At 55.0% G+C, this 25804-nt stretch carries 27 protein-coding genes; 10 read left to right on the forward strand and 17 right to left on the reverse strand.

The window, feature by feature from the left end:
- The first annotated feature begins 14 nt into the window (after window positions 1-14).
- The 3 genes from yhdP to tldD are packed head-to-tail and all read left to right on the forward strand — an operon-like array spanning window position 15 to window position 6134.
- Window positions 15-3827, forward strand: a complete 3813-nt coding sequence (yhdP, locus tag KAJ71_RS09385) for an AsmA2 domain-containing protein YhdP (protein ID WP_248945477.1) — start codon at window positions 15-17, stop codon at window positions 3825-3827.
- The gene (nit1, locus tag KAJ71_RS09390) at window positions 3824-4681 is read left to right on the forward strand and encodes a deaminated glutathione amidase (protein ID WP_248945478.1); all 858 of its coding nucleotides are present in this window, start codon (window positions 3824-3826) and stop codon (window positions 4679-4681) included. The genes yhdP and nit1 overlap by 4 nt, the downstream gene beginning before the upstream one ends.
- A 7-nt stretch (window positions 4682-4688) precedes the next feature.
- Window positions 4689-6134: a metalloprotease TldD gene (tldD, locus tag KAJ71_RS09395; RefSeq protein ID WP_121607966.1), complete on the forward strand. Its 1446-nt coding sequence runs from the start codon at window positions 4689-4691 to the stop codon at window positions 6132-6134.
- Between the two features lie 241 nt (window positions 6135-6375).
- On the opposite strand, the gene KAJ71_RS09400 is transcribed toward tldD, so the two are convergent.
- The 15 genes from KAJ71_RS09400 to aaeR all read right to left on the reverse strand — a co-directional run bounded on the left by KAJ71_RS09400 (window position 6376) and on the right by aaeR (window position 18470).
- Window positions 6376-7083 carry a hypothetical protein gene (locus KAJ71_RS09400; protein ID WP_248945479.1) on the reverse strand — a complete coding sequence of 236 codons (708 nt, stop codon included), beginning with the start codon at window positions 7081-7083 and terminating at the stop codon, window positions 6376-6378.
- A gap of 160 nt (window positions 7084-7243) precedes the next feature.
- Window positions 7244-7714: a hypothetical protein gene (locus tag KAJ71_RS09405; RefSeq protein WP_248945480.1), complete on the reverse strand. Its 471-nt coding sequence runs from the start codon at window positions 7712-7714 to the stop codon at window positions 7244-7246.
- A 360-nt stretch (window positions 7715-8074) separates the two neighbouring features.
- Window positions 8075-9034, reverse strand: coding sequence for a YbgA family protein (locus KAJ71_RS09410; RefSeq protein ID WP_248945481.1), 960 nt, complete (start codon window positions 9032-9034; stop codon window positions 8075-8077).
- Between the two features lie 12 nt (window positions 9035-9046).
- A complete protein-coding gene (locus KAJ71_RS09415) occupies window positions 9047-9577 on the reverse strand; it encodes a DUF3833 domain-containing protein (RefSeq protein WP_248945482.1) in 531 nt (176 codons plus the stop codon).
- Window positions 9574-10101, reverse strand: a complete 528-nt coding sequence (locus tag KAJ71_RS09420) for a hypothetical protein (protein ID WP_248945483.1) — start codon at window positions 10099-10101, stop codon at window positions 9574-9576. The genes KAJ71_RS09415 and KAJ71_RS09420 overlap by 4 nt, the downstream gene beginning before the upstream one ends.
- Window positions 10098-10583, reverse strand: coding sequence for a DUF2878 domain-containing protein (locus KAJ71_RS09425; RefSeq protein WP_248945484.1), 486 nt, complete (start codon window positions 10581-10583; stop codon window positions 10098-10100). Before KAJ71_RS09425 ends, KAJ71_RS09420 begins: the two co-directional genes overlap by 4 nt.
- Window positions 10580-11800, reverse strand: a complete 1221-nt coding sequence (locus tag KAJ71_RS09430) for an SAM-dependent methyltransferase (RefSeq protein ID WP_248945485.1) — start codon at window positions 11798-11800, stop codon at window positions 10580-10582. Before KAJ71_RS09430 ends, KAJ71_RS09425 begins: the two co-directional genes overlap by 4 nt.
- Window positions 11801-11805: 5 nt before the next feature.
- On the reverse strand, window positions 11806-12519 hold the full coding sequence (locus KAJ71_RS09435; protein WP_248945486.1) for a DUF1365 domain-containing protein: 714 nt from the start codon (window positions 12517-12519) through the stop codon (window positions 11806-11808).
- A gap of 1 nt (window position 12520) precedes the next feature.
- On the reverse strand, window positions 12521-13780 hold the full coding sequence (locus KAJ71_RS09440; protein WP_248945487.1) for an NAD(P)/FAD-dependent oxidoreductase: 1260 nt from the start codon (window positions 13778-13780) through the stop codon (window positions 12521-12523).
- Window positions 13777-14496, reverse strand: coding sequence for an SDR family NAD(P)-dependent oxidoreductase (locus KAJ71_RS09445; RefSeq protein ID WP_248945488.1), 720 nt, complete (start codon window positions 14494-14496; stop codon window positions 13777-13779). Before KAJ71_RS09445 ends, KAJ71_RS09440 begins: the two co-directional genes overlap by 4 nt.
- A complete protein-coding gene (locus tag KAJ71_RS09450) occupies window positions 14493-14927 on the reverse strand; it encodes a nuclear transport factor 2 family protein (protein WP_248945489.1) in 435 nt (144 codons plus the stop codon). Before KAJ71_RS09450 ends, KAJ71_RS09445 begins: the two co-directional genes overlap by 4 nt.
- 168 nt (window positions 14928-15095) lie before the next feature.
- Window positions 15096-15506: a hydroxyisourate hydrolase gene (gene uraH / locus KAJ71_RS09455; RefSeq protein ID WP_248945639.1), complete on the reverse strand. Its 411-nt coding sequence runs from the start codon at window positions 15504-15506 to the stop codon at window positions 15096-15098.
- Between the two features lie 97 nt (window positions 15507-15603).
- Complete coding sequence (locus KAJ71_RS09460; protein WP_248945490.1) at window positions 15604-16332, reverse strand: MerR family transcriptional regulator; 729 nt, start codon at window positions 16330-16332, stop codon at window positions 15604-15606.
- A 102-nt stretch (window positions 16333-16434) separates the two neighbouring features.
- Window positions 16435-17379, reverse strand: a complete 945-nt coding sequence (gene uriH / locus KAJ71_RS09465) for a uridine-preferring nucleoside hydrolase UriH (RefSeq protein ID WP_248945491.1) — start codon at window positions 17377-17379, stop codon at window positions 16435-16437.
- 179 nt (window positions 17380-17558) lie between these two features.
- Entirely contained in the window at window positions 17559-18470 is a 912-nt protein-coding gene (gene aaeR, locus KAJ71_RS09470; protein ID WP_248945492.1) for an HTH-type transcriptional activator AaeR, read from the reverse strand.
- Between the two features lie 326 nt (window positions 18471-18796).
- Between aaeR and aaeX the strand changes: the two genes are divergently transcribed.
- The 5 genes from aaeX (at window position 18797) to KAJ71_RS09495 (ending at window position 22870) form a co-directional block, all read left to right on the forward strand.
- Window positions 18797-19000, forward strand: a complete 204-nt coding sequence (aaeX, locus tag KAJ71_RS09475; protein WP_021180732.1) for a p-hydroxybenzoic acid efflux pump operon protein AaeX — start codon at window positions 18797-18799, stop codon at window positions 18998-19000.
- Between the two features lie 7 nt (window positions 19001-19007).
- A complete protein-coding gene (gene aaeA, locus KAJ71_RS09480) occupies window positions 19008-19943 on the forward strand; it encodes a p-hydroxybenzoic acid efflux pump subunit AaeA (protein WP_248945493.1) in 936 nt (311 codons plus the stop codon).
- Entirely contained in the window at window positions 19943-21910 is a 1968-nt protein-coding gene (gene aaeB, locus KAJ71_RS09485; protein ID WP_248945494.1) for a p-hydroxybenzoic acid efflux pump subunit AaeB, read from the forward strand. Before aaeA ends, aaeB begins: the two co-directional genes overlap by 1 nt.
- 206 nt (window positions 21911-22116) lie before the next feature.
- On the forward strand, window positions 22117-22566 hold the full coding sequence (locus KAJ71_RS09490; RefSeq protein WP_021806977.1) for a ribonuclease: 450 nt from the start codon (window positions 22117-22119) through the stop codon (window positions 22564-22566).
- A gap of 4 nt (window positions 22567-22570) precedes the next feature.
- The gene (locus tag KAJ71_RS09495) at window positions 22571-22870 is read left to right on the forward strand and encodes a barstar family protein (RefSeq protein ID WP_161739218.1); all 300 of its coding nucleotides are present in this window, start codon (window positions 22571-22573) and stop codon (window positions 22868-22870) included.
- Window positions 22871-22903: 33 nt separating this feature from the next.
- On the opposite strand, the gene yjgA is transcribed toward KAJ71_RS09495, so the two are convergent.
- Entirely contained in the window at window positions 22904-23452 is a 549-nt protein-coding gene (gene yjgA / locus KAJ71_RS09500) for a ribosome biogenesis factor YjgA (protein WP_248945495.1), read from the reverse strand.
- Between the two features lie 201 nt (window positions 23453-23653).
- Between yjgA and pmbA the strand changes: the two genes are divergently transcribed.
- Both pmbA and cybC read left to right on the forward strand, forming a co-directional pair.
- Entirely contained in the window at window positions 23654-24994 is a 1341-nt protein-coding gene (pmbA, locus tag KAJ71_RS09505; RefSeq protein WP_021180725.1) for a metalloprotease PmbA, read from the forward strand.
- A 165-nt stretch (window positions 24995-25159) separates the two neighbouring features.
- Window positions 25160-25546, forward strand: coding sequence for a cytochrome b562 (gene cybC / locus KAJ71_RS09510; protein ID WP_248945496.1), 387 nt, complete (start codon window positions 25160-25162; stop codon window positions 25544-25546).
- A gap of 43 nt (window positions 25547-25589) precedes the next feature.
- Here cybC and KAJ71_RS09515 read toward each other — a convergent pair whose 3' ends face one another.
- Window positions 25590-25796, reverse strand: a complete 207-nt coding sequence (locus KAJ71_RS09515) for a helix-turn-helix domain-containing protein (protein ID WP_375540732.1) — start codon at window positions 25794-25796, stop codon at window positions 25590-25592.
- Window positions 25797-25804: the final 8 nt, after the last annotated feature.

Raw genomic sequence — 25804 nt, forward strand, 5'->3', positions numbered from 1 at the left:
TTAAGGAGAAATGCGTGAGGCGACTGCCCGGGATCCTGTTAGCCACAGGCGCCAGTTTGATTGTTGTTGTGGCGTTGCTGATCAGCGGGTTGCGTTTGGTGCTGCCCGAGCTTAACCACTATCGCCCGTTATTGCTGGAGAAGGTGCAGGCCATCGCCGGGGTGCCTGTCGAAGCCGACTTTGTCCAGGGCAGTTGGGAAACCTTTGGCCCAACGCTGGAAGCCCGCAACATCCGTTTGGCCTTGCCAACAAGCAAGATCCAGATCGAACGGGTTACGCTGGCGCTGGACGTGTGGCAATCCCTGCTGCATTGGCGCTGGCAGTTCCGCGATCTCACCTTCTATCAACTGCAGCTCGATCTTGACGCGACGCTCGGGGGAGAAGGCAGCAATGGCAATGGCCTTACCCCGAACGGAGTCAGCGATCTGTTCCTGTATCAGCTGGATCACTTTGATCTGCGCAACAGCCGCCTCTCGTTCCTTACCCCATCAGGCTCCCGTGCTGAATTCCATATCCCGCAAATGACCTGGCTTAACAGCCATAATCGCCATCGCGCGGAAGGCCAAATCAGCCTGACCAGCCTGAATGGCCAGCACGGGGCGGTACAGCTACGCCTGGATCTGCGGGATGAACAGGGGTTGCTCAACACCGGCACCATCTATATGCAGGCCGATGCGATTGATATGAAGCCCTGGTTCAGCCGCTGGCTGCAAACCAATACCGGTCTCGAAAGCGCCGACTTCAGCCTGGCAGCCTGGCTCAATATCAAAAATGGCGACATCTACAGTGGTAATGCCCTGCTTAATAAAGGCACTGCCAGCTGGTCGGTGGGCAGCGACCAACACCGGCTGGACGTCGATAATCTGGCGTTGGCAATGAGCCGCGAGGGTAGCGGCTGGCAGGTACATGTGCCTGCCCTGAACCTGAAAACCGATGGTCAAGTCTGGGCACCAGGAACCCTTACTGCGCTGTGGCTGCCGGAAAATACCCAATTTATCGGGCCAAACCAGAGTGAAGAACTCCGTATCCGTGCCACCGGCATCCAGCTGGAACGGTTGGAAGCATTGCTGCCTACCTTCTCGTTCCTCAGCCCGGACGTGCTAGAGCACTGGAAAGACTTACAACCTCGCGGCATGCTCAGGGCGCTGGCGCTGGATATTCCGTTGCAGCAGCCGGAAAAAACCCGTTTTCAGGCATGGTGGCAGGATCTGAGCTGGCAACACTGGAAACTGTTGCCGGGCGTCGATCACTTTTCCGGTGCGTTAACCGGGGGGGTAGAAAACGGCCGTCTGACGCTGGGGCTGAACAACAGCACGCTGCCTTATGGCGATATGTTCCGAGCACCGTTGGAAATCAGCAGTGCCAGCGGGGCGCTGACCTGGCAAAACAACGATCAAGGCTGGCAATTGGCCAGTAAAAACCTGGATGTGCAAGCCAAATCCCTGTGGATTAACGGTGATTTCCGCTATCAGCAACCGGCCAACGGCGAGCCTTGGCTGGATATTCTGGCAGGCATCCGTTTGTATGACGGCGCTGATGCCTGGCGTTATTTCCCTGAACCGCTGATGGGTAAACATTTGGTGGATTATCTCAGCGGGGCGATCCAGGGCGGGCAGGTTGATAATGCTTCCCTGATTTATGCGGGCGATCCGCAGCACTTCCCGTATGAGAAGAACGAAGGGCAGTTTCAGGTGTTTGTCCCACTACGCCACGCTACCTTCCAGTTTCAGCCGGAATGGCCAGCGCTGAACGATCTGGCGATCGACCTCGACTTTGCCAACAATGGCCTGTGGATGAATGCGCCGCAAACCAAACTGGGCAACGCGACGGGCAGAAATATTAGCGCCGTCATTCCGGACTATAGCAAACAACGCCTGTTGATTGATGCCGACGTTGCGGGTACCGGGCAAGCTATCCACGACTATTTCATGCAGACCCCACTGGATGACTCTGTCGGGGCGGCATTAGATGAGCTGCAGGTGGGTGGCAATGTAAGTGGGCGCTTACATCTGAATATTCCGTTGGACGGTGAGCTGGTTAACGCCAGCGGTGAAGTGACGCTGAATAACAACTCGCTGTTGGTCAAGCCGCTGGAGAGCCAGCTAGAGAGAGTGAGCGGCAAGTTCCGTTTCGACAACGGCAACCTGCAGAGCGATACCCTGACGGCCAACTGGTTTGGGCAGCCGCTGACGGTCAACTTCGATACGCTGGAAGGCAAACAGGATTATAAGGTTAACGTTGGGCTGAAAGGCGATTGGCAACCGGCTAAGGTTGAAGGCCTGCCGCCAGAGTTTGCCAAAATGTTGGCAGGCAGCGCCGCCTGGCAAGGTAAAGTGGCGATCAACCTGCCGCATAAAGGCCAGCCGAGCTATGAGATTGGCGTGAATGCCGATCTGAAAAAAGTAAGCAGTCACTTACCTTCTCCCCTGAATAAAGCCGCAGGGGAAGCGTTACCGGTCAGCGTAAAAGTGAATGGCGGCCTGCAAGGATTTATGCTCAATGGCAGTGCTGGCAAGCAAAACCACTTCAACAGCGAATGGCTGCTGGCCAAACAGCAGGTGACGCTGGCACGTGCCGCCTGGCAAACCGGCGGTTTCTCGACCCCAACGTTACCCAAAGATAAATCCCTGGTGCTTAATCTGCCCGAGCTGGATGGCGAGCAATGGCTGGGGCTATTGGCACCGGCGATGAAGCAAAGCAGCGGTGCAGGCAAGGTGGGCAACTTTGTGTTCCCAACCAGCGTAACGCTCGAAACCCCACAGCTGACGCTGGGCGGACAGGCGTGGCATAACCTTCAGCTGGCGGTCGTGCAGCAGTTGGCGGGAACGACCGTCACCGCCAAGGGTAAAGAGATTGATGGTAGCCTGTCGATGCCGGATAAGGGCGTGTGGCGCGCGGATCTTGGCTATCTTTACTACAACCCGCAGTTTGCCAGCGGCGACGGCAGTGCTGGCGGAACCAACCCGCTGGACTCGGCGGAGCGGATCTCGTTACAGGATTGGCCTTCGTTGATGTTGCGTTGTAAATCCTGCTGGATGATGGGGCAGAATCTTGGCACGGTGGAGGCCGATCTCAAACGTGACGGTGACTCGCTAGTGCTAAGCCATGGGCTGGTGGATACCGGCTATGGTCGCGTGAGCGCCACCGGCCTGTGGAAACAGAACGCTCAGGAAGAGCGTAGTGCGTTAAAGGGCAAGCTGCTGGGCAGCAAAATCGATCGTACCGCCAGTTTCTTCGGCGTGATCATTCCATTAAAAGACGCACCCTACGATATCGATTTTGATCTGCACTGGCATGGGCAGCCATGGAAACCGCAGATCAACACGCTCAATGGCACCATGAAGGTCGATCTGGGGAAAGGCGAGATTGACAACGTCGGCGGTGGCCGGGCTGGGCAGTTGTTACGCCTGGTCAGCTTTGATGCCCTGCTGCGCAAATTACAGTTCGACTTCCGTGATACCTTCGGTAATGGATTTTACTTTGACTCCATACGCGGCACTATCTGGGCGAAAGATGGCATAATGCATACAGATAACTTTTTGGTGGATGGGCTGGCGGCGGATATTGCCATGAGCGGCCAGATCGACCTGGTGAAACGCCAGATTGATATGCAGGCCGTGATAGCGCCAGAGATCTCGGCGACGGTTGGTGTGGCGACCGCGTTTGTGATCAACCCGATTGTGGGGGCGGCGGTGTTTGCGGCCTCGAAAGTGCTGGGGCCGTTGTGGAGCAAGATCTCGTTTATCCGCTATGACATTACCGGTAGCCTGGACCACCCAAGTATTCATGAGGTGTTGCGTAAGCCAAAAGAGGATAAATCGCCATGAAAAATGCTAACGTTGCGTTATTACAGCTGTGTAGCGGTGAGCAGATACGGGACAACCTGGCCCAGATTGAGCAGCAGATCAAGCAGCTTAATCCCGGGATAAAACTGGTGATGACTCCGGAGAACGCCTTACTGTTTGCCAACTCGGCCGCCTACCGTGAACATGCGGAAACGGAAGGTCACGGGCCGTTGCAGCAAGCGGTGCGTGATATGGCTCGCCGTTATGGAGTATGGTTACTGGTTGGCTCTATGCCATTGATCAGCCGCGAAGATCCGACACGCATCACCACCAGCAGCCTGCTGTTTGACGATCAGGGCGAAATCCGTGGCCGTTACGACAAACTGCACATGTTCGACGTGGATATCAATGATATCCATGCCCATTATCGCGAGTCGGATACCTATCAGCATGGCCAACAATTAACGGTGGTTGATACGCCGGTTGGCCGCTTGGGCATGACGATATGCTACGACCTGCGCTTCCCTGGCCTGTATCAGGCGCTGCGTGCGCAAGGTGCGGAACTGATCTCGGTGCCCGCCGCATTTACCCGCGTGACCGGTGAGGCACACTGGGAGATTTTGCTGCGCGCCCGCGCTATCGAGAACCAGTGTGTGATCCTGGCTCCCGCGCAGGTGGGCCGCCACGGAGCTACCCGCCGCACCTGGGGCCATTCCATGGTGGTAGACAGCTGGGGCAATGTGTTGGCAGAAAACCCCGACGCGGTTTCCGCGCTGAAAGTGCGCGTGGATACCGGCAAGTTGCATACGGTGCGCAAGCAAATGCCGGTGATGCAGCACAACCGATTCCAGCCGACGCTGATTGCGCCGGTTGAAAACTCCTCCAATAAAGAGTGAAAAAATTATGAGCCTGTCGTTTGTCAGTGAGCAGTTACTCGCTGTGAATAAGCTGAGTCATCAAGACCTGTTCTCCGTATTGGGTCAACTGGCCGAACGCCGCCTCGATTACGCCGACCTCTATTTTCAGTCCAGCTACCACGAAGCCTGGGTGATTGAGGATGGCATCATCAAAGATGGCTCGTACAATATCGACCAGGGCGTTGGCGTACGCGCGGTCAGCGGTGAAAAAACCGGCTTTGCCTATGCGGACCAAATCACCCTGAACGCCCTGAACCAAAGCGCTCAGGCCGCTCGCAGCATCGTGCGTGACAGCGGTAATGGCAAAGTCCATACGCTGGGCGAAATCGGCTATCAGGCGCTGTATCCTTTGCTCGATCCGCTGCAAAGCCTGCCGAGGGAAGAAAAGATCGCGCTGTTGCACCGGGTAGACAAGGTCGCGCGTGCTGCAGACAAGCGCGTGCAGGAAGTGACGGCCAGCATCACCGGCGTATACGAACAGATACTGGTTGCGGCAACGGATGGTACCCTGGCGGCGGACGTTCGCCCGCTGGTGCGTTTCTCCGTCAGCGTGCTGGTGGAAGAAGACGGCAAGCGTGAGCGCGGAGCCAGCGGTGGCGGTGGTCGTTTTGGCTATGACTACTTCCTGGAAGTGGTGGATGGCGAAGTGCGTGCCGATGCTTTTGCTAAAGAAGCGGTGCGTATGGCGCTGGTTAACCTCTCTGCTGTGGCGGCCCCGGCGGGCACCATGCCTGTTGTACTGGGCGCGGGCTGGCCGGGCGTGTTGCTGCATGAAGCGGTCGGTCACGGACTGGAAGGTGACTTCAACCGCCGTGGCACTTCAGTATTCAGCGGCCAGATGGGTCAACTGGTGGCTTCTGAGCTGTGCACCGTGGTGGATGATGGCACCTTGCAAGGCCGCCGTGGTTCACTGGCGATCGATGACGAAGGCGTGCCGGGTCAATACAACGTGCTGATCGAGAACGGCATCCTGAAAGGCTATATGCAGGATAAACTCAACGCACGGCTGATGGGCGTGGCGCCTACCGGTAACGGCCGCCGCGAGTCTTATGCTCATCTGCCAATGCCGCGCATGACCAACACCTACATGCTGGCGGGCAAGTCGACGCCAGAAGATATTATCGCCAGCGTAGAATATGGCCTGTATGCGCCGAACTTTGGCGGTGGTCAGGTCGATATCACCTCCGGGAAATTTGTCTTCTCTACCTCTGAAGCCTATCTGATCGAAAATGGCCGCGTCACCAAACCGGTGAAGGGGGCCACGCTGATTGGTTCCGGCATTGAGGCGATGCAGCAGATTTCGATGGTGGGCAACGATCTGGCGCTGGATAAGGGCGTGGGCGTGTGCGGTAAAGAAGGGCAGAGCCTACCGGTAGGGGTTGGGCAACCAACGCTGAAGCTGGATTCACTCACCGTGGGCGGTACGGCGTAATAAGCGCGGTTTAATGTATCTTGGCCCTAACTCATGGTAGGTTAGGGCCAAAGCTAATAGCGTCAACTAAGAGCGAGGAGCGGACGTTACGCTTCCAGCAGGAATGGCATAGAAGTGTCTAGATTAGACGTGGCAATTCATTGGTCATTCCTTGGCTCATAACACTACGCTCACTGGAAAATCTGTAACGCTACGTAGAATTTCACGAATCAGCGCTTTGTTATGTCCCAAGAAACCATACTCAGACATGCAACTCTTTTTCTTTGATTTTAGTATATAGTTGAAAAATTCGATTAATAGATGCCTCATCTCCGAGTTCTACTCTCCAGCCAATTTTTTTAATTTCAGTCAAAAATGACTCGGGAGCACAATGACTTTCTCTAAGAAAAAGCATCATGTCATAGGATGTGACTCCATTGCTAAAACTATCTAGCACAAGTAACTCACCCTTGTGAACCATTTGAGCATATTCGTTGTATATATAGCTTCCCACGAACGATAAGCGGGATTCCAAACTAGAATAACCATTCTTTGTCTTTATGGCTCTCTCTGCCCAAAATTCAGCATACCTAGATGAATGATCTATAAGAAGTAAACCGCTTGCAGATATTTTAAGCCGCTCTGACCAATTAAGCTTGCCAACGACCAAGTCTCTACTGCTTGATAATCTAGGGTGCTGTCTTCGCAATAGGGCTATGGTACATTTATATAAAACTATCCATCCGCGCACTACTTTAATTAATTCGGCTTCAGGTACTTTCCTCAACCCCCCTTTTTCTTGACGACCTAATCTCCCTAAGAATACTTGATGAATATCCATAAAACGGCCAGCTAACTCTTGATCTGATATGTCGGCCTCAATATTTAAAACCCAATAAGCCGCAGTTAAATCGTTAAATAAAAATATAAACTTATCGTTCTCGACTGAATAGATGGCGTTATTAGTCAAAGCGGTTCCAACCTTTAGTCTCTAAGGGTCTAATTCTCCGCTGCTTGCGACTTTGTTGAATCACAGTGTCTGTAGCGCACTGTAAAACGATGACTTGCCGCGAGCATACAAGGCAGAGTTCCGTTACTACTCCGCCCCTCGGTGAGTAGGTTTTTTATTTTCACCAACCTTTCCACCCCCAATCACGAGCAAGTGAAACTTTTTCCTCATCAATATCAAGTTCTGCAATAACGTCGACTGGTAACCCGGAAGTGGTTTTAGGAACAACAGAAAGAGTTTGTCGCATGGCTGAGAAAAGACCAATTAGTTCTCCGGCGACGTTTAACTGGTCCTGTCTTTTCAATGAAAACACTGGCACTGTTATTACTGTATTGCTGCCTTTATTAACATTGAAAGCCTGAATGGGGTCAGTTGCGGACAAGATATGCACTGTTGCAGTAGCCGTGGCCGTGCGTCCTGTCTTAGGTCCGCTAGCTTCGTTGATTCCGAATGAAATGCTATTTCCTTGAATAATTACATCCAGACTTCCTTCTTGATTGTCCGATTCAAAATCGTATAGCACACCAATCAAGTAAATATTTCTTATTCTAAATATTGAAACATGCTGTACGCTTGCTTCTATTTTTTTCATTGTAATCTGCCTTTTTGTTTGAAGTGTTAGCAATTAAGGAAAAGCCATCATCTTCTGTGGCCGTATGGGATGCGCTAACCATTCATGAACTTTGAATCCATTGAGCCGAGCGCTTGAAAGCGACTATTAGCAATGGAATAAAAGCGACAAACCCGTATCAAGCGTAGTAAGCAATCAGCCAAGTGTCCACCCGTGGTCATGGTTTAGATGCTCCCTCTCAAACCTCAACTTCCCCAATCCGTTCCAACGCATCCACAATCAGATCCCAGAAAGCAGTCTGATAGGGTTTAACCACCACCTGAGCCTGCTCATACCTATGGCCGGAAAAACTCGAGCAGTTCGACCACAAATCATGCGGAGTTAATTAACCATCAGCCGCAAAGCCAAATTCTGCGGATAGGGGTCAAAGTATTTTTGCGTCAGCAGGTAGCGGTCTGGGTATTCGCCCAGGTAATGCTTAAGCAGCGTCAGCGGCGCGAGTATTGGCAGCAGCCCCTCGCGATAGTGGAGGATCACGTCGCGCAGCTCGCCGCGCTGACGCGCGTTCAGCTGGTTACGAAAATACCCCTGAATGTGCATCAGCACGTTGGTGTGGTTCTTGCGCGAGGCGGGTTCTCTCAGGATCGTCATCAGTTTTTCGCGATAAGCCACGAAGAATGCGTCCAGGTCTTCCCACTCGTGCAGCGAGGCGACAAACTGTCCAATTTCTCGGTAGCCCGCTTGATGGTGCGCCAGCAGCTGGAGTTTGTACCGGCTGTGGAAGTCCAGCAGCGCATGGCGGCTCAGACCGTTCGCCTTCAGGGTGTTCAACTCGTGCAGGGCGAAGATGCGCTCGACAAAGTTTTCCCGCAGCACCGGATCGTGCAGGCGTCCATCTTCTTCGACCGGTAACCACGAGTATTTCTCCAGCAGCGCCCTGGTAAAGACGCCCACCCCCTCTTTACGCCCGCGATTGCCCTTTTCATCATACAACCGTACGCGTTCCATACCGCAGCTCGGCGATTTGGCGCAGACGATAAAGCCCGACAGTTCGCCAAGACGTGAGAGATAGGAATCCGTGAATTCGGCCATTTTCTCCGTCATATCGTCGTGTGGTGCTTGGCTGAAGTGCAGCCGGAAATCCCCTTCGGTGGTCTGAACCAGGCGCAGGGCCGGACGGGGCGAGGGCAGACCGATAGCCATCTCCGGGCAGATGGGTTTGAAGGTCACCCACTGCGCCAGCCCGTCCATGACAAAGCTCATGCGTTTATGTCCGCCGTCAAACCGAACAGTCGAGCCGGTTAAACATCCGCTGATCCCAATGACGGGTTGCTTATTCATGTCGCGATCCTCTTACTGTTCTTTTCGGGTGAAGAAAAGCGTTACCTGACCGACGGTGATGCCGAATTTCTTCATCTCTGTTTTATTAAACAGATGCGTGTCATCTTGCAGGTACATCCAGTCATCAAAGTGAAGCAGCCAGGTACTGCCATTGGCTTTCACGTTCATGCTGTAACGCCAGTTAAAGGCATTGCCTTCCGCTACGCCAGTGGCCACACCTTCAATATCGCCTGCGGTGCCTTCGTAGCGATTGGCGCCGACGCGCCGGATATGCCACACCCGTTGCTGCTTCTCGCCATCGTCATAAACAAAGTGTTCATTTAGCGTCAGCGTGTCGCCGATGACCTTGCCACTGATTTCCACATGGAAGCGGCGCAGCTGTTTTCCGCTGCGGTCTTGTACCATGCCCCATGCCTCGGTTTTCCCCTGGAAGTAGCGGAAGATATCGAGCGGCGGTTGTTGATGCCGGTAGTCGCTGATGTCTGTGCTACAACCCACCAGAAGCATCATCAGCGCCAGGCCAATTATCAGAATGCGTTTCATTTTTCACCTCCGATCAACTGCTGACGTAGTTCGGGATATTGCGTGCGTGGATCGAGCCAGATGGCTAGAAAGTTGGTACTGAAGGTTGCAGACTGGCTGGGGCCGAGCGGGGTAAAGCTTTTTTCTGCCGCCGAGGAGCGATACCAGAACTGCCCCTGCTTACCGTTAAGAACAAAGACCAGTTGCGTGCCCGGCGTGGCGTCCGGCCAGAGTGACTGCAGCATGCGCAGCCAGGCTTCGCTCTGTGGTTCGCGCTCCAGGATACCCTGCGCCTGCCACTGGTCACGAGTGGCGTCGACCAACTGATCGCGGGCGATGTCGCGTTTGTAGGTAATAATCAGCGCCTGATCCTGCTCCGGCCCGTGATACCGACCATCCGGCGTGCTCAGTTGGGAGGTATAAACGGTAAACGGCCCCCATGTGAGGGTTGCATCACCCACTTTGCGCCAGCTTAACCAGTCGGCGGCATGGGCGACGGGCGTGATGGCCGCCAACCACAGCAACATCAGTAAAGAGGTTCTCATTGTCGTCTCCCCATCAGAATATGGAACAACAGCATCAGAACCAGCCAGCCCGGCGCCATCCAACTGACGACGATAAAGGTCGGCTCCCGGAAGATAATGGCGCCCAGACGTTCGCCAATCACATACGCTACGGGGCCGCCAGCGGTTGCCAGCAGAGCCAGCATCCACCCCGGCAGCGTGGTCGTGAGGGTCAAGTGGGTCCAGACGGTGGCGAACATCAGCCACAGCGCCATCATCCACAACGGCAACAGCGCGTCGCTGTTAAAGCCGATCAGCCCCGTCAGCACCCAGAAGGCATCCAGACCGCTGCCTGCCGCGGCCAGTAGCAGGGCGTAAACACGGTGTGCAGGCGACAGCATCAGACAGGCCAGGATCGCCAGGGCGAGCCACAGAAACAGGCCACGCTCGCGAAACAACACTACCAGCGTCCAGTAGAGATCGAACGCGAGAGCCATCAGCACGACCTGCACAGAGCGGTTCATACGCGCTCTGCGGTCAGTTGCACCACGCTGATGGTGCGTGCGTTAAAACCGGCTTCGCAGTAGCCAAAGTAGTAGAGCCACATACGGCGGAACCTTTCATCGAAACCGAGCTTTTCAATGTCCTGCCAGGCGTGCAGAAAACGCTGCCGCCAGTGCGTCAGCGTGCGGGCATAGTCTGGCCCCATATCGAACAGATTACGGACGACAAAATCGGTGTGACGCGTCATCAGTTCACTCATTGCCGTGATGCTCGGAAGGAACCCGCCGGGGAAGATGTAACGCTGGATAAAATCGACGCTTTTGCTGTAGTCGCGGTAGCGCTGATCCTGAATGGTGATGGCCTGAATTGCCATTTTGCCGCCCGGGCGCAGACGCGCCTGACAGGTGCGGAAGAAGTCCGGCAGGTAGCGTTTACCCACGGCTTCAATCATTTCAACCGATACCAGTTTGTCGAATTCTCCGGTCAGGTCGCGGTAGTCGCACAACAGAACCTGTACTCTGTCCTGCAATCCCGCGCGGGCAATCCGCTCTGTAGCCCAGATGTGCTGCTCCCGCGACAGCGTTGTGGTAGTGACGCGGCAGCCATAGTGACGGGCGGCGTATTCAGCCATTGCCCCCCAGCCGGTGCCGATTTCCAGCAGGTGATCGCTTGCGGTCAGCGCTAGTTGTTCGCACAGGCGCGCCATTTTTGCCTGCTGGGCTTGGGAGAGAGCCTGGTCGTCGGCGGTGAACAGTGCGCTGGAGTAGAGCAGCTCTTCATCGAGAAAGTGCGCATAGAGTTCGTTACCCAGATCGTAATGGGCGGCGATGTTTTCCCGCGCCTGTTTGCGGTAATTACGCCGCGTCCAGTGGCGAAGCCGCTCCATGGGATTGCCCAGCAGGCGAAAGCCACTTTCCAGCCTTCCCAGCACCTTGCCGTTGAGGGCCAGGATCTGCAAAAGCGGGGTTAACTGATGCGTTTCCCATTCACCCTCCATCCAGGATTCGGCCGCAGCGAGGCTGCCGCCGGTGAGCAGACGCCAGTAAACACCCGGCGCGAGGATCTGCACTTCAGCACGCAGCGCGGAAGACTCATCGCCAAAATGGAGGGTCTGCTGTCCTTCACGCACGGTGAGCGAGCCCTCGCGGATACCGCTCAGCAAACGAAAGAGTAGCCAGCGCGCGATACGGGCGTTACGAGGGATATCGGATTCAAGCGCAAAGGCAGGATCGGTCATGAGCGCTAACTCCTTCTAACGGGATGGTTGTACAACGGCACGCGTTTAAGCCACAGCCGTAACGCTTGCCAGTAAATCGCCAGGACGGTTTTCAGGGTCATCAGCGGTATGCGCAGCAATATCGATCTCAGGGTCGCGCACGTAAGGTGCTCACGGTGAAGCGCGAGCGTGGCGTCGAACACCTTCGACTCCTGATGATTTTCGATATGCATATGCAGTGTTTTGCCGGGGGCGTTGAAGCGCCAGTGATAGACCATATCCATCGGATTAAACGGGGAGACATGGAAGGCTTTCGGCTGCGGGCGAGCCGCTTGGCCATCCACCGCGTAGTAATGGCGCTCGTTCCACGGGGTGTTGCGCACTTCTGCCAGCACCCAGCGCAGGATGCCCGTACTGTCATAGCAGTAGTAGAGATTGATCGGATTAAAATGGAAGCCGAAATAACGAAGCTGTGTCAGGAGCATGACGCGGCCATCAGGACGTTGCCCGGTCAGGGTTTGCAGCCGGTTGAGGGCGTTCTCTTTAAGCGGTGTGCCGAGTGGATAATCCGCATCATGGAAGGCGGCCGCGGCAAATCGATTACGGCGGATCCCCGCCGACGGCAGCACGTCCAGTTCGTCCAGATCGAGCCAGGCCATAAACACGTTGTAGCGAAAATGGTGTGATTTCGGCTGGAAGCGACGATGGCGTAACACACCATGGTAAAGGCAGCTGTTCATGTTACAGGTCCTCCCCAGCAGCGATCCCCTTCACCACGTCCAGCGCGCTGCGTACCCCATCTTCGTGAAAACCGTTGTACCAGTAAGCTCCACAGAACCAGCTCCGTTGGTACCCGTTAATCTCGCCGCGGCGCGACTGGGCGCGCCAGCTTTTCGGATTAAACATCGGGTGCTCGTAGACAAAGCGTTTCCAGACGTAGCGTTCATCCACCGGCGTTTCCGGGTTTAGGGTGACGCAGAACAGGGGGCTACCCTCAGGTAACCCTTGTAAGATATTCATGTTGTAGGTGACGCAGGCGCTGACCTGGTCCCGTTCGCTCAGGCGATAGTTCCAGCTTGCCCAGGCACGCTCGCGCACCGGCAGCCAGCGTGGATCGCTGTGCAAAACCACCTCGTTATGCTGCCAGCCAATATCGCCCAGAACCTCGCTTTCTGCAGGAGTAGGATGAGCAAGCATCGCCAGCGCCTGTGAGGAGTGGCAGGCGAAGATCACCTGGTCGAACGTGTGGCTCGACTGCGCAAGCTGGATTTCAACGCCTTTGTTATGGCGGATGACCTGTTGCACCGGTGCGTTGAGGTGCAGGGTCAGGCGGTCACCTAACTGGGTCAAAATGGCGCGTACGTATTCGCGAGAACCGCCGGGCACCACATACCACTGCGGACGTTGGGTAACGTCCAGCAGGCCGTGATGCTCAAAGAAGCGCAAAAACAGCGGAAGCGGGAAGCGGCGCATCTCTTGCAGCGACGAGGACCAGATGGCAGCCCCCATCGGCAGGATATAATGACGCGCGAAAAACGCGCTGAAGCCGTGTTGTTCGAGAAAAGTCTCCAGCGTGGCGTTTTCGTTAACGTCGCCCGCCAACGCCTCTTTTGCCAGACGGTTGAAGCGCACGATATCTCTCAGCAGCCCCCAGAATGCCGGATTAACCAGGTTACGACGCTGTGCAAACAGCGAGGTAAGGGTGTGGCCGTTATACTCAAGCCCGCTTTGCGGATTATGTACGGAGAAGCTCATCTGCGTTTTTTGCCCGCTGATGCCCAACTCGCTGAGCAGGCCCATAAAGCGCGGATAGGTACGGTCGTTGTAGACGATAAACCCAGTATCGATGGCATACGTGCCCTGCGGCGTGCTGACATCTACCGTGGCGGTATGTCCACCCACCGTGGGTTCCGCTTCAAAAAGCGTGACCTGATGATGTCCGGCCAGCCGCCAGGCACAGGTGAGCCCTGCGATACCGCTGCCGATAATAGCGATGTTCATGAGCGAACCATCCTGCGCAACAGCCTGCGCTGAAGGAAATTCGGCAGCCCTGAAAGCAGCCTCATGACCAGGCTGAATCCGGTGGGAAAGGCGATGTGCTTTTTCCCTTTCGCCAGACCGCGTCGGATCGCCTTCACGGCATCGTCGACGCTCACCTGGCCGGGCATGGCAAAATCATTTTTACGGGTAAGCGGCGTATCCACAAAGCCCGGTGAGACAACCGTGACGGCAATGCCTTTGGGTTCCCAGTCAAGGCGCAGGCTATTGGCAAACCAGGTGAGGGCGGCTTTTGACGCGCCATACGCCTCTGCTCGTGGGAACGGCAGCCAGTGCGCCATCGAACTGACCAGCGCCACGCGGCTTCCTGGAAGGAGCTGGGTCTGAAGTGCGGCCAGACAGTTCACTGGCCCCAGGAAGTTGGTACTCATCACACGTTCCACCAGAGCGGCATCCACCACACCTTGCTCCAGGTATTCGCAGGTTCCCGCACAAAGAACGATCAGATCGGCACTGCAATCTGCAAGTGCCAGACGGCAGGCCTCCTTGTCCGTCATATCGAACAGGCGTACCGTGATATTCGGGTTGTACTGTTGCAGTGCTTCCAGCCTGACCCGGTCTCGCCCGCAGGCAATGACGTGGCAGCCGTCATCGGCCCAGGACTTCGCTAGCCCGGCACCAATGCCGGAGCTTGCGCCGGTGATGAGGACAGTCATCATGAGCGCATTCTCCTTTTTACACTTCGCACCGCCCAGCCAAGCAGGGGAAGATGTTCGTAGATCATCTCCCCGGCATCGTAGTAATCGCGCTGACGAATAATCAGGTCGTCTTGCACATCTACAATTGAGCATCCTGCGAGGACGAGTGTTTCTCCCCCTGAAATCCGCGGGTGAGACCAATGCATTGCCCAAGTTACGGCAAAACGATGGCCTTCGCAGAGGGGGGTATCGATGGTAAAGCTGCAATGCTTTACGTTGGCCAATAGATGAGTGAAGTAACGCTGGATCGCCAAAAGACCCTGATGCTCACCAAACGGATCGCTCAGCCTGGCATCAGTATGATAGATCTCCGCCAACGCAGATGGCGGCTGGTTATCCAGCTTGCTGTAGTAATCAACAAACTGGTTGATGATGGAGGGCATAGAGCTCATGAGTCTCACCTGGAAGTGAACAACGTAGCGTTATTGCATAGTTAAAACTTACACAATTATTTCTATTTGTCCAACTTTGGAAAGGTGATAATTATTTTCTCAGTAGCTTCAACGTATTAAGTTTGCATGCTCATGCTGTTAACTGCGCAACATGAGCATGCTTTAACTTTAACTTCCTTTGTAGGTAGAGTATCCATACTGACTTAACAGCAGTGGGATGTGCAGTTTTTCATTGGTCTTGGTGACGGTGAACTGAACTGGGATCTCAGGGAAGAACGACGTTTGCTGCTGTTGGTGGAAATAGTCACCGGTTTTGAAGGTCACTTTGTAAATTCCCGGCAGCATATCCTGGTCCTGTGGATAGAGAGATTTGATACGCCCGTCTTCGTCCGTTTTACCGCTAGCCAGCGTGACCCAGCTGTTTTGCTGCTCTTTTTCGAGCGTAACGGTAACGTTCGGCGAGGGAATACCTGTCTGTTGGTTTAGAATATGGACGCTCAGCGTGCCAGCAGGGGCACTGAATGCGGCAGGAACCATTGCCAGAGAGGTTAACAGAATAAGGCCGGTAGCTTTTTTCATCATGATTTCCTGTAGGGGTTAAACAAACAGGAAAAAGGTAGCATCTTGGTGAAAAATAAATATTCAACCTTTTGTGATAATTAAGGGCGGAACAACGTCAAAGTGTGATGACCTCAAGAGACATCACCTGTTGCTGCCACAGTTCAATCTGTTGTTTGCGGACGGGGGTGAGTTTACCTGTCATGACAAGTAGCCATTTTCGTTCAGGAAACAGCTCCGGAGCCAGACTGGCAGGCGGAACGGGAAGGACATCGATGTGCTGCCCTCGACCAGTACGCCTGAGCGCTTCCAGCCAGATTTCACACGGGTCTGACAGGTACCAGCCGGTGATCAGATAGTTATCCCCTGCCGTTTTTTTGTCCCTTTCGAGGCAAAATGAGGTATAGGATATGATAATGCCATCCAGGATCTCGCGCAGGGTCATCATCGCTGGAATATTGGCAGAGACTTTACTGCGCAGCGGGCGCAGCACTTCCGTGACCAACTCCGGGCGAGGATATTCGCGGCCAGAGTCGTAAATCTGCTGGCGCAGCGATTCGATTTTTCCCTCTTTAAGCAACTGCAGCATTCTCTCTTGCAGGATGAGCCAGTTGTTTGTCTGACCTTCTGCCGGGCGAGCCAGCAGGGGTTTAACCTGACTGATGGGCACCCCTTTTTTTACCCAGTCGAGAATTTTGAGCGCCTGCTGGATATCATCATCGCTATACTGGCGATGTCCACCATCGGTGCGCATCGGTTTAAGCAGGCCGTAACGACGCTGCCAGGCGCGTAATGTGGTTGCGTTTATTCCGCAAAGCCGGGCAAATTCGCCGATAGAGTAAGCCATGAGAGACATCCGATAACAAAGAACACTTTCAATATACTACGCATAATGCCGGCTTGAATGAAGTGTCGGACGTTTGCACGACACTTTACTCCTAACCGTGCCTCAAACCTCAACTTCACCAATTCTTTCCAACGCATCCACAATCAGATCCCAGAAAGCGGTCTGGTTGAGCTTCACAGCCACTTGAGTATGGCAATCTGCCGGGGCCGGGAAGCGGAAGTCCGCGACCGTCATCCCCAGCGTCAAGGTACCGGTCAGCTCAATATCGATGGGCACCTTACGCACCGTCATCACGTTGGGGTTGATCACATAGGCGACCGCGCAGGGATCGTGTACCGGTGGCGAAGTGAAACCCTGCGCCTGCTTATACATATGGCCGAAGAACTCGAGCAGTTCGACGACAAATTTCGCAGGACCGGTGCCAATGGCGGCGATGCGCGCGCTAACTTCTGGCGTGGCCAGCGCCTGATGCGTCAGATCCAGCCCAACCATGGTTAACGGCCAGGGTTCGTTGAACACGATATGCGCGGCTTCGGGATCGATTTTGATATTGAATTCAGCCACTGCGCTCCAGTTACCCACGTGGTAACCACCGCCCATCAGCACCACTTCCTTCACGCGTGTGGCAATGCGGGGTTCCTTGCGCACCGCCATGGCGATGTTGGTCAGGCCTGCGGTGGGCACCAGTGTTACGGTGCCTGGCGGGTGGGCCATGATTGTTTCGATGATCAGATCGACGGCATGGATATCGGCCAGTTGCAGAGTGGGTTCCGGTAAGACTGGGCCATCGAGTCCCGATTCGCCGTGGATGTCGGGTGCGACTTCAATTTGCCGTACCAGCGGCCGCGAGCAACCAGCGGCAAAGGGTACGCCGGTGATGTTGGCAATGCGCGCCACGGCCAGCGCATTACGCGTGACCTTCTCCAACGTTTGGTTGCCGACGACGGTGGTGACGGCCAGCAGCTCAATGTCTGGGTTGCCCCACGCCAGTAGCATCGCGATAGCATCGTCATGCCCCGGGTCGCAGTCCAGTATGATTTTCTTCATGATTTTTCCTGATGCAGGGGGATTTTTTCGAGCATAACCTAGCGGCGGGGGGAGGGGTATGAGTAGTGGGTCGTTTTGTTAACGTCATCAAAGGATTGAATAAATCTGCAGTTTAATAGTATTAAACGCTATATATGAGAGCCATTCCCCTGGAGAGCATCCCCCAGGGATAAAGGGGGTCAACGATAGCCCTGATACACTTCTGCCACACGTTTAAAGTATTCCGTCAGGTAATTGATACATACCTGCACCTTGAGCGGCAGCTTGTCCTTTTCGGTGTACAGTGCGTAAACCGGGCGGGGTTCTGAGTGGTAACGCTTGAACAGGATCTCAATCTCGCCGCGTTTGATCTCTTCAATCACCCACATCAGCGGTGCATAGGCAATCCCGGCCCCGGCCTTGAGCCAGCGGATCATGGTTTGCGAATCGTTGGTCACGAAGCGCCCCTGTGGGGAAATACGCGTGCTGATGCCTTCTGGGGCCATCAGTTCAAACTCACTGTCGGGCCGCACGCTGTATTCCAACCAGGAAAAATTCACCATATCCGCCGGTTTTTGCGGTGTGCCGTGTTGTGCGAGGTAGCTTTTGGCGGCGCAGACCACCATCGGCATTGAGCCTAGGCGTTTGGAAAACAGGCTGGAGTCCTGCAGTTCGCCAGTGCGGATCACCACGTCGAGGCCATCGGCAATCAGATCCGGGGCCGGAATGCCGGTGACCAGGTTGACCGTCAAGCCAGGATACTCTTGCAGCATGTCGGCGGTCATGGTCGCCAGGACGTTTTGCGCCATGGTGGAGGAGCTGCCGATACGCAGCGTGCCGATAGGCGTATTGTTCAGCGCATAAAGCTGCTCATGGACCTCGGTGGCTTCCTGCAACATGCGGCGGCAGCCCTGATAGTAGATTTTACCGGCCTCGGTCAGGCCGATACTGCGTGTGCTGCGGTTAAGCAGCTTCACTTGTAGCTCATTTTCCAGTTTGGACACTGTCTGGCTGATGGATGAAACGCTCATGTCGAGCTGGCGTGCCGCCGCGGTAAATGACCCACATTCAACGACTTTGGCAAACACGGACATCCGTTTTAGTCTTTCCATTGTTCACTCTGGCTTAAAAGTGATTTAGATCACAGATTATAGATGAGTTGATAGTAAGCAGGCTAATATAACGTGTCGGGTGTAAAGATCTTCTGAACGCTTGAGCGTGGTCAGCTATGCCGCGGTATACTGCCGTGGCCGCGCGATCCCTCCGGTCATCCATACATTCCCTCTCGTGGAAGCCTGCTCTTAGCTTAACCCTTTTTCAGGTTTGTGACCTGGTCAACTGCCAGATCATGACGTTTGGCGTCCGTGCGCTAGAATGTAAATGGAATGTGAAATCAGCAGGGAAACCCCCGGTGCAGTAAACAATTAAGGATAAAGTGATGAGTTTGCTTCCGGTTATGGTCATTTTTGGACTGTCGTTCCCGCCGGTATTTTTTGAGCTGTTAGCGTCGTTGGCCCTGTTCTTCGTCATACGTCGCCTGTTGCAGCCGACCGGGATTTACGATTTTGTCTGGCATCCGGCGCTGTTCAATACCGCGCTGTATTGCTGTTTGTTTTATCTGATTTCGTGTCTTTTCGTTTGAGGCTGCTGTGAAAACTCTGTCATTAAAAATAATCCGCGTAGCGATCACCCTGTTGCTAGTTCTGCTGGCAACCATCGCCGTGTTCAAGGCCTGGGCGTTTTACACCGAATCTCCGTGGACGCGTGATGCCAAATTCACCGCCGACGTGGTGGCGATTGCTCCGGACGTCAGCGGTTTGCTGACCGACGTGCCGATCATCGACAACCAACTGGTGCAACAGGGCCAGATCCTGATGGTGATCGACCAGCCACGCTACCAACAGGCGCTGGCCGAAGCCAACGCCGATGTGGCCTATTACCAGACGCTAGCGGCTGAGAAGAAGCGTGAGGCGGGCCGCCGTGTGCGCCTGGGGATCCAGGCGATGTCACAAGAAGAGATCGACCAATCCAATAACGTACTGCAAACCGTACAGCATCAGTTGGCCAAGGCGATCGCCGTGCGCGATCTGGCACAGCTGGATCTGGAACGGACCACGGTGCGTGCGCCAGCAGATGGGTGGGTCACTAACCTTAACGTCCACGCGGGGGAATTTATCACCCGTGGTTCTACGGCGGTGGCGTTGGTGAAGAAGAATAGCTTCTATGTCATTGCTTATATGGAAGAAACCAAGCTTGCTGGGCTGAGTAAAGGCGATCGTGCCGAGATCACCCCGCTGGGCAGCAACCGTATTATGCACGGTACTGTCGATAGCCTGGCTGCGGCGGTGAATAACAGCAGCAGCACCCCAAACAGCAAGGGGCTGGCATCGATCGACAGTAATCTGGAGTGGGTGCGTCTGGCACAGCGCGTGCCGGTGAAAATCATGCTGGATGAGAAAGATCAGCAACACTCTTACCCGGCGGGCACCACCGCGACCGTGGTCATTACCGGTAAGAACGATCGTAGCGTCGACAGCGGTTCGCCGTTTATCCGGCTGATGCATCGGTTGCGTGAGTTCGGCTAATGAACAGCCCAACTTTTCTGCGGCTGCGGTTTGCCTGCAAGCTCAGCTTTGCGATCGTCTTCGCCCTGTTTGTCGGTTTTCACCTCAATCTGGAAACCCCGCGCTGGTCGGTGCTGACGGCGGCCATTGTGGCTGCTGGCCCGGCTTTTGCCGCCGGGGGTGAACCTTTCTCTGGTGCCATTCGCTATCGTGGCTGGCTGCGTATTATCGGCACCTTTATCGGCTGTTTTGTCGGTTTGCTGATTATTGTGACCTGCGCCCGTGCACCGGTAGTGATGTTGATGCTTTGCTGTGTCTGGCTGGGGGTCTGTACCTGGATTTCCTCGTTGGTGAAGGTCGAGAACTCCTACGCTTGGGGGCTGGCGGGCTACACGGCGCTGATTATCATCGTCACCTCCGCAACCACCACAACTTCACTGTTGGACGCGCCACAGTTCGCCGTAGAGCGCTGTAGCGAGATCGTTCTCGGTATTCTCAGTGCGATATTGGCCGACTTGCTGTTTTCCCCGCGTTCGATCAAACAAGATATCGATCGCGCGGTAGATCAACTGCTGGTGGGGCAGTACAAGCTGATGCAGATGTGTATCAGCGATGCAGGGAAAGAGGATATCGATCGTGCCTGGAGCGATCTGGTAAAAAGCACCACCGCCATCAACGGGATGCGTAGCAATCTGATGTTGGAGTCGTCACGCTGGCAGCGGGTTAACAGCCGTTTGCATGCGCTGCATACACTCTCGCTGACGTTGATCACCCAGGCCTGTGAAACCTACCTGATTTTGCTCAACTATCCGGATGCGGTGAAGGAAAATATCCGCGAGCTGCTGATGGTCCCGGCGGAAACCGCGCAGGAAGTCCATAAGCGTCTGAAGTTGGTGCGCCAGGTGCTGGCAACCAACCGTAGCGATGAACATCTGCAAACGGTCACCGGTTGGGTGGGCGCGGCGACGCGTTATCTGCTGGTGGCAAAAGGCGTGCATACCAATAGTGGCATCAATGCGGTAGAAAACGAGATACTGGCCGGAGAGGTGGTGGTGAAAAGGCCATCGGCAGAAGGCCACCATGCGATGATTAACGGGCTGCGGGCCTGGGCGGCGACCTCAATAGGCTGCCTGTTCTGGTTGTGGACGGGCTGGACGTCCGGCAGCGGCTGTATGGTAATGATCGCCGTCGTAACCGCATTGGCGATGCGCACGCCAAATCCAAAAATGATGGCGCTCGACTTCCTGCTGGGCGTGCTGGTGGCGTTGCCGCTCGGTGCGCTGTTTTATATGTTTATCCTGCCGGAGACACAGCAGAGCATGTTTTTGCTGTGCCTGAGCCTGGGTATCATGTCCTTTGTCATCGGTATCGAAGTGCAGAAACGCCGTTTGGGATCGCTAGGCACCCTGGCAAGTACCCTTAATATCATCGTGTTAAGCAACCCGATGAGTTTCCATGTCTCGTCATTTATCGACAGCGCCATCGGCCAGATTATCGGCTGCTTCGTGGCGATGATCGTGCTGTTCCTGATCCGTGATACCTCACGTGAACGCACTGGCCGCACGCTGATGAATCAGTTGGTCAGCAGCGCCGTTTCTGCGTTGACCACCAAGGCGGCGCGCCGTAAGGAAAACCATCTGCCCGCGCTCTATCAGCGCCTGAACCAACTGCTGATGATGTTCCCGAACGACATTGCCAAATATCGGCTGGCGCTCAACCTGATTATTGCCCACCAGCGGATGCAGATGACCGAGATCCCGGAACGGGAAGAGCTTTCGGTGTTCCACAAGCAGATCCGCAGCACCGCCGACCATGTGGTCGCCGCCAAGAATGATGTGAAGCGGGCTTACTACTACGATCGTTTACTCAAAGAGATGAATGAATATCAACAAAAGCTGGTGGATAACCTCGCTCCGCTTAGCGTCACCGGGCCGGTAAAACGCCTGGCCGATATGCTGCATCGCTACCGCCACGCGCTGATTGATTGATATCTTCACTTTCCCGCCAAAGGCTATACTGCATGGTTTACGTCCCCCGACTACGGGGGCTAAAATGTATGTAGGAAGGCCTCACTAACCATAATAATTCCGTATCAATTGCGGCATTTGCTCGGGCGTCAGGCCTTTGGGCAGTGAAATGGTTATATCTTGGTCATCTTTGATTCATTAATTTTTGCTATATATGCAGGGACGGTATGAATAAACGTACGCTTATTGCGATGTTGATTGCTTTGCTGGTGGCGGGTTTCAGTGCGCTGCAGGGGGATGGCGATCGGGCACTGACCAATGATTCGACCCCGGCGGCAGAGAGCATTGAACAACTGACGCAGCAGCAGCGGGTGGTCAGCTATGTGCAACAGCACCAGCGCCTGCCTGATTACTACATCACCAAAAAACAGGCACGTGAACAGGGTTGGGATGCGCGTGACGGTAATCTGTGCAAGGTATTGCCGGGCAAGGCCATTGGCGGTGATCGTTTTTCCAACCGTGAAGGGCAGTTGCCTACCGCCAACAACCGGGTATGGCGCGAAGCGGATATCAACTACCAATGCGGCCGACGCGGTGCCGATCGGCTGTTGTATTCCAGTGACGGTCTGATTTATGTCACGCGCGACCATTATAAGAACTTCATGCGGATGGAGTGAGCCGATGGGAAAAATAGAGTTCGATTTTAACCAGATAGCGGACTTACCAGCGTTCTATCGCCACTTTGCCGAGCGGTTTGCACTGGGTGAAGGATTTGGCGCCAACCTGGACGCGCTGTGGGATGTGGTGACCGGCGACATCAGCCTGCCGGTCGAGATTGAATTTCTCAATCTCAACGCCCGCAGCAAACGCCGCTTTGGCGCCATTATTCTGTTGTTTGAAGAAGCGGAGGAAGAGCTGGAGGGCAACCTGCGGTTCAATATCCGTGAAACGAGCAGCACAGCGGTGCATCAGCGGGGATGAACGGGGTCCATCCCGCAGCGATGCCGCTGACGATCACTGTTGTGCCTCGGCCAGCTCTCGTAAGTACTGGAAGATTTGGCGGAATGATTTTGGCGGCTTGTTAGCGGCCTGCTCTTTCTGCGCGTTACGTATCAGGGCGCGCAACTGCTGGCGATCGGCCTCTGGATACAGATCCAGCACGGACGGGATCGCATCATCACCTTCTGCCACCAAACGATCGCGCAACGCTTCCAGCTTGTGGAACAGCGAAACCTGTTGGTTATGGCGGTTCTTCAGCTTGTCGAGCGCGGTTTGGATCGGTTCGACATCGCGGGCACGCAGCATCTTGCCGATCAGTTGGATCTGGCGGCGGCGGCCCTCTTTCTTGATCTTCTGCGCCAGTTCGATGGCAGCACGCAGATCTTCATCCAGCGGGATACGCTCCAACGCGTTTTTACCCAGTTCAACCAGTTCGGTTCCCAGGTCTTTCAGCGCTTCGGCATCACGTTTAATTTCACTTTTACTGACCCAGATAATCTCGTCATCGTCCTCGTTTTCGTTCTCCGGGACATCGTCGAGCCAGTCTTCAGGCTGTTTGTTCATGGTAGGCTCCGTTAAAAAGAGGCTAATCCTAACAGGTTGCCGGCTTTATGCGAAATTCCACGCGGTTCCTGTTAGACTCAAAAGTACATTGGGCTGTGGCCAGCGGGTGCAGCCTGAAATTATTTTGGCGCGTTATTGCGTGCAAAACCATGCCGACACGGCACTTTTCTCAACGATTTTCTGATTAAGTATGGCCGATTGATGAAAGTAGTCACCCAAGTTGCAGAACAGCGCAAAGCGCTGGAACACGCCGTTTCACAGGCACTGGAGCTGGCACGCGCCGGTTCCGATGCGGCAGAAGTTGCCGTGAGCAAAACCACCGGTATCAGCGTCAGTACCCGCTTCGGCGAAGTGGAGAACGTCGAATTCAACAGCGACGGCGCGTTAGGTATTACCGTCTATTATCAAAACCGTAAAGGCAGTGCCTCCTCCACCGATCTCAATCCGGATGCCATTGCCCGTACTGTGCAGGCGGCGCTGGATATCGCTCGTTACACTTCACCAGATCCCCATGCTGGCCCGGCGGAAAAAGATCTGCTGGCGTTTGACGCGCCGGATCTGGACCTGTTCCACCCCACCGAGCTGGATGCCGAACGCGGTATCGAGCTGGCAGCCCGGGCCGAGCAGGCTTCGCTGGCCGCCGACAAGCGGATTACCAATACCGAAGGCGGCAGCTTCAACAGCCATTACGGTATCAAAGTCTTCGGCAACAGCCACGGCATGCTGCAAAGTTATTGCTCCAGCCGTCACTCGCTCTCCAGCTGTGTGATCGCCGAGCATGATGGTGATATGGAACGGGATTACGCCTACACCATTGGCCGGGCGATGAATGATATGGCCAGCCCCGAGTGGGTTGGCCAGGAATGTGCCCGCCGCACGCTGGCGCGTCTTTCCCCACGTAAGCTATCAACCATGAAAGCGCCGGTGCTGTTCGCCTCAGAAGTGGCTACCGGTCTGTTTGGCCACCTGGTTGGGGCTATCAGCGGCAGCAGCGTTTATCGCAAATCCACCTTCCTGCTGGATTCGTTGGGTAAACAGATCCTGCCGGAGTGGATGACCATTGAAGAACATCCGCACTTGCTGAAAGGGCTGGCCTCTACGCCGTTCGATAGCGAAGGTGTACGCACCCAGCGCCGCGACATCGTCAAAGACGGCGTGCTGGAAACCTGGCTGCTGACCAGCTACGCCGCGCGTAAACTGGGGCTGCACAGCACCGGCCACGCGGGCGGGATCCATAACTGGCGCATTGCCGGGCAGGGCGATGACTTTGCTGGCATGCTCAAACAGTTGGGCACCGGTCTGGTGGTCACCGAGCTGATGGGGCAGGGTGTCAGCGGGATTACCGGCGATTATTCACGCGGGGCTTCTGGCTTCTGGGTCGAAAACGGTGAGATCCAGTATCCGGTCAGCGAGATCACCATTGCCGGTAACCTGAAAGATATGCTGCGCAATATCGTCAGCATCGGCAGCGATATCGAACTGCGCAGTAATATCCAGTGCGGTTCGGTGCTGCTGCCGGAAATGAAGATCGCCGGGCAGTAATTCCCTCACCCTAACCCTCTCCCACAGGGATAGGGTTAGGGTAGGGGTATCTCGGCTCCTCCCAACTCCCCGCTTCAACCTTCCTTACAAATATCCGGTATCGGTATTATCGTTCTATGCCTATGTTAATAACGGGGTAAATAAAACAATAACGGGAAGGTGAGCATGAAGAAGACATTGAAAGTGTTGGCAGCACTGACGCTGCTGGGAGCCAGTTCATGGGCGATGGCTGCCGATCTGGCCGATGATATGGATACGCTGGCCGCCAATTACAAAATCGTATTGAAAACCGACTCTACCGATACCTTCAAGCAGAGCCTGCAGAATATGCGCGCTGCTGCCACGGATGCCCAGAAAGGCACACCGCCGAAGTTGGAAAGCAAAGCGCCAGACAGCCCGGAGATGAAGGAATTTCGTCAAGGGCTGGCGACGTTGGTCGGGCAGATCGATCAGTCAATGGCGTTGGCGAATCAGGGCAAGCTGGAGGATGCACGTAAAGTGGCACAGGGCTTCAAGCAAACCCGCGATGCCAATCACAAGAAATTCCGCTAAACGTCAGAACATCCTTGGTGACCGCCGATGGCGGTCATCACCATTACCCCAGATAAGAAGACGGTGCTAACCCTAACACCCTACGGAACATCGCCGAAAAGGCCGCGCTACTCTCATAGCCCAACTCTATTGTCACCTGGGTAACGCTGTTGCCCGCCGCCAGGCGTGCCAGCGCTAATACCACACAGGCTCGTTGACGCCACTGCGGAAATGACCAACGACATTGAGGCGTTGTAGGGTAATGGCTGATATTTTACC

It is taken from the genome of Serratia silvae, assembly GCF_023282985.1.
Taxonomy (GTDB): domain Bacteria; phylum Pseudomonadota; class Gammaproteobacteria; order Enterobacterales; family Enterobacteriaceae; genus Chania; species Chania silvae.

What these genes read in the sequence shown, in the direction of transcription:
- nit1 (WP_248945478.1), top strand. Translation starts at nt 3,824, where the DNA reads ATGAAAAATGCTAACGTTGCGTTATTACAGCTGTGTAGCGGTGAGCAG.
- tldD (WP_121607966.1), top strand. Translation starts at nt 4,689, where the DNA reads ATGAGCCTGTCGTTTGTCAGTGAGCAGTTACTCGCTGTGAATAAGCTG.
- KAJ71_RS09405 (WP_248945480.1), bottom strand. Translation starts at nt 7,714, where the DNA reads ATGAAAAAAATAGAAGCAAGCGTACAGCATGTTTCAATATTTAGAATA.
- KAJ71_RS09410 (WP_248945481.1), bottom strand. Translation starts at nt 9,034, where the DNA reads ATGAATAAGCAACCCGTCATTGGGATCAGCGGATGTTTAACCGGCTCG.
- KAJ71_RS09415 (WP_248945482.1), bottom strand. Translation starts at nt 9,577, where the DNA reads ATGAAACGCATTCTGATAATTGGCCTGGCGCTGATGATGCTTCTGGTG.
- KAJ71_RS09420 (WP_248945483.1), bottom strand. Translation starts at nt 10,101, where the DNA reads ATGAGAACCTCTTTACTGATGTTGCTGTGGTTGGCGGCCATCACGCCC.
- KAJ71_RS09425 (WP_248945484.1), bottom strand. Translation starts at nt 10,583, where the DNA reads ATGAACCGCTCTGTGCAGGTCGTGCTGATGGCTCTCGCGTTCGATCTC.
- KAJ71_RS09430 (WP_248945485.1), bottom strand. Translation starts at nt 11,800, where the DNA reads ATGACCGATCCTGCCTTTGCGCTTGAATCCGATATCCCTCGTAACGCC.
- KAJ71_RS09435 (WP_248945486.1), bottom strand. Translation starts at nt 12,519, where the DNA reads ATGAACAGCTGCCTTTACCATGGTGTGTTACGCCATCGTCGCTTCCAG.
- KAJ71_RS09440 (WP_248945487.1), bottom strand. Translation starts at nt 13,780, where the DNA reads ATGAACATCGCTATTATCGGCAGCGGTATCGCAGGGCTCACCTGTGCC.
- KAJ71_RS09445 (WP_248945488.1), bottom strand. Translation starts at nt 14,496, where the DNA reads ATGATGACTGTCCTCATCACCGGCGCAAGCTCCGGCATTGGTGCCGGG.
- KAJ71_RS09450 (WP_248945489.1), bottom strand. Translation starts at nt 14,927, where the DNA reads ATGAGCTCTATGCCCTCCATCATCAACCAGTTTGTTGATTACTACAGC.
- uraH (WP_248945639.1), bottom strand. Translation starts at nt 15,506, where the DNA reads ATGAAAAAAGCTACCGGCCTTATTCTGTTAACCTCTCTGGCAATGGTT.
- KAJ71_RS09460 (WP_248945490.1), bottom strand. Translation starts at nt 16,332, where the DNA reads ATGGCTTACTCTATCGGCGAATTTGCCCGGCTTTGCGGAATAAACGCA.
- uriH (WP_248945491.1), bottom strand. Translation starts at nt 17,379, where the DNA reads ATGAAGAAAATCATACTGGACTGCGACCCGGGGCATGACGATGCTATC.
- aaeR (WP_248945492.1), bottom strand. Translation starts at nt 18,470, where the DNA reads ATGGAAAGACTAAAACGGATGTCCGTGTTTGCCAAAGTCGTTGAATGT.
- aaeX (WP_021180732.1), top strand. Translation starts at nt 18,797, where the DNA reads ATGAGTTTGCTTCCGGTTATGGTCATTTTTGGACTGTCGTTCCCGCCG.
- aaeB (WP_248945494.1), top strand. Translation starts at nt 19,943, where the DNA reads ATGAACAGCCCAACTTTTCTGCGGCTGCGGTTTGCCTGCAAGCTCAGC.
- KAJ71_RS09490 (WP_021806977.1), top strand. Translation starts at nt 22,117, where the DNA reads ATGAATAAACGTACGCTTATTGCGATGTTGATTGCTTTGCTGGTGGCG.
- KAJ71_RS09495 (WP_161739218.1), top strand. Translation starts at nt 22,571, where the DNA reads ATGGGAAAAATAGAGTTCGATTTTAACCAGATAGCGGACTTACCAGCG.
- yjgA (WP_248945495.1), bottom strand. Translation starts at nt 23,452, where the DNA reads ATGAACAAACAGCCTGAAGACTGGCTCGACGATGTCCCGGAGAACGAA.
- pmbA (WP_021180725.1), top strand. Translation starts at nt 23,654, where the DNA reads ATGAAAGTAGTCACCCAAGTTGCAGAACAGCGCAAAGCGCTGGAACAC.
- cybC (WP_248945496.1), top strand. Translation starts at nt 25,160, where the DNA reads ATGAAGAAGACATTGAAAGTGTTGGCAGCACTGACGCTGCTGGGAGCC.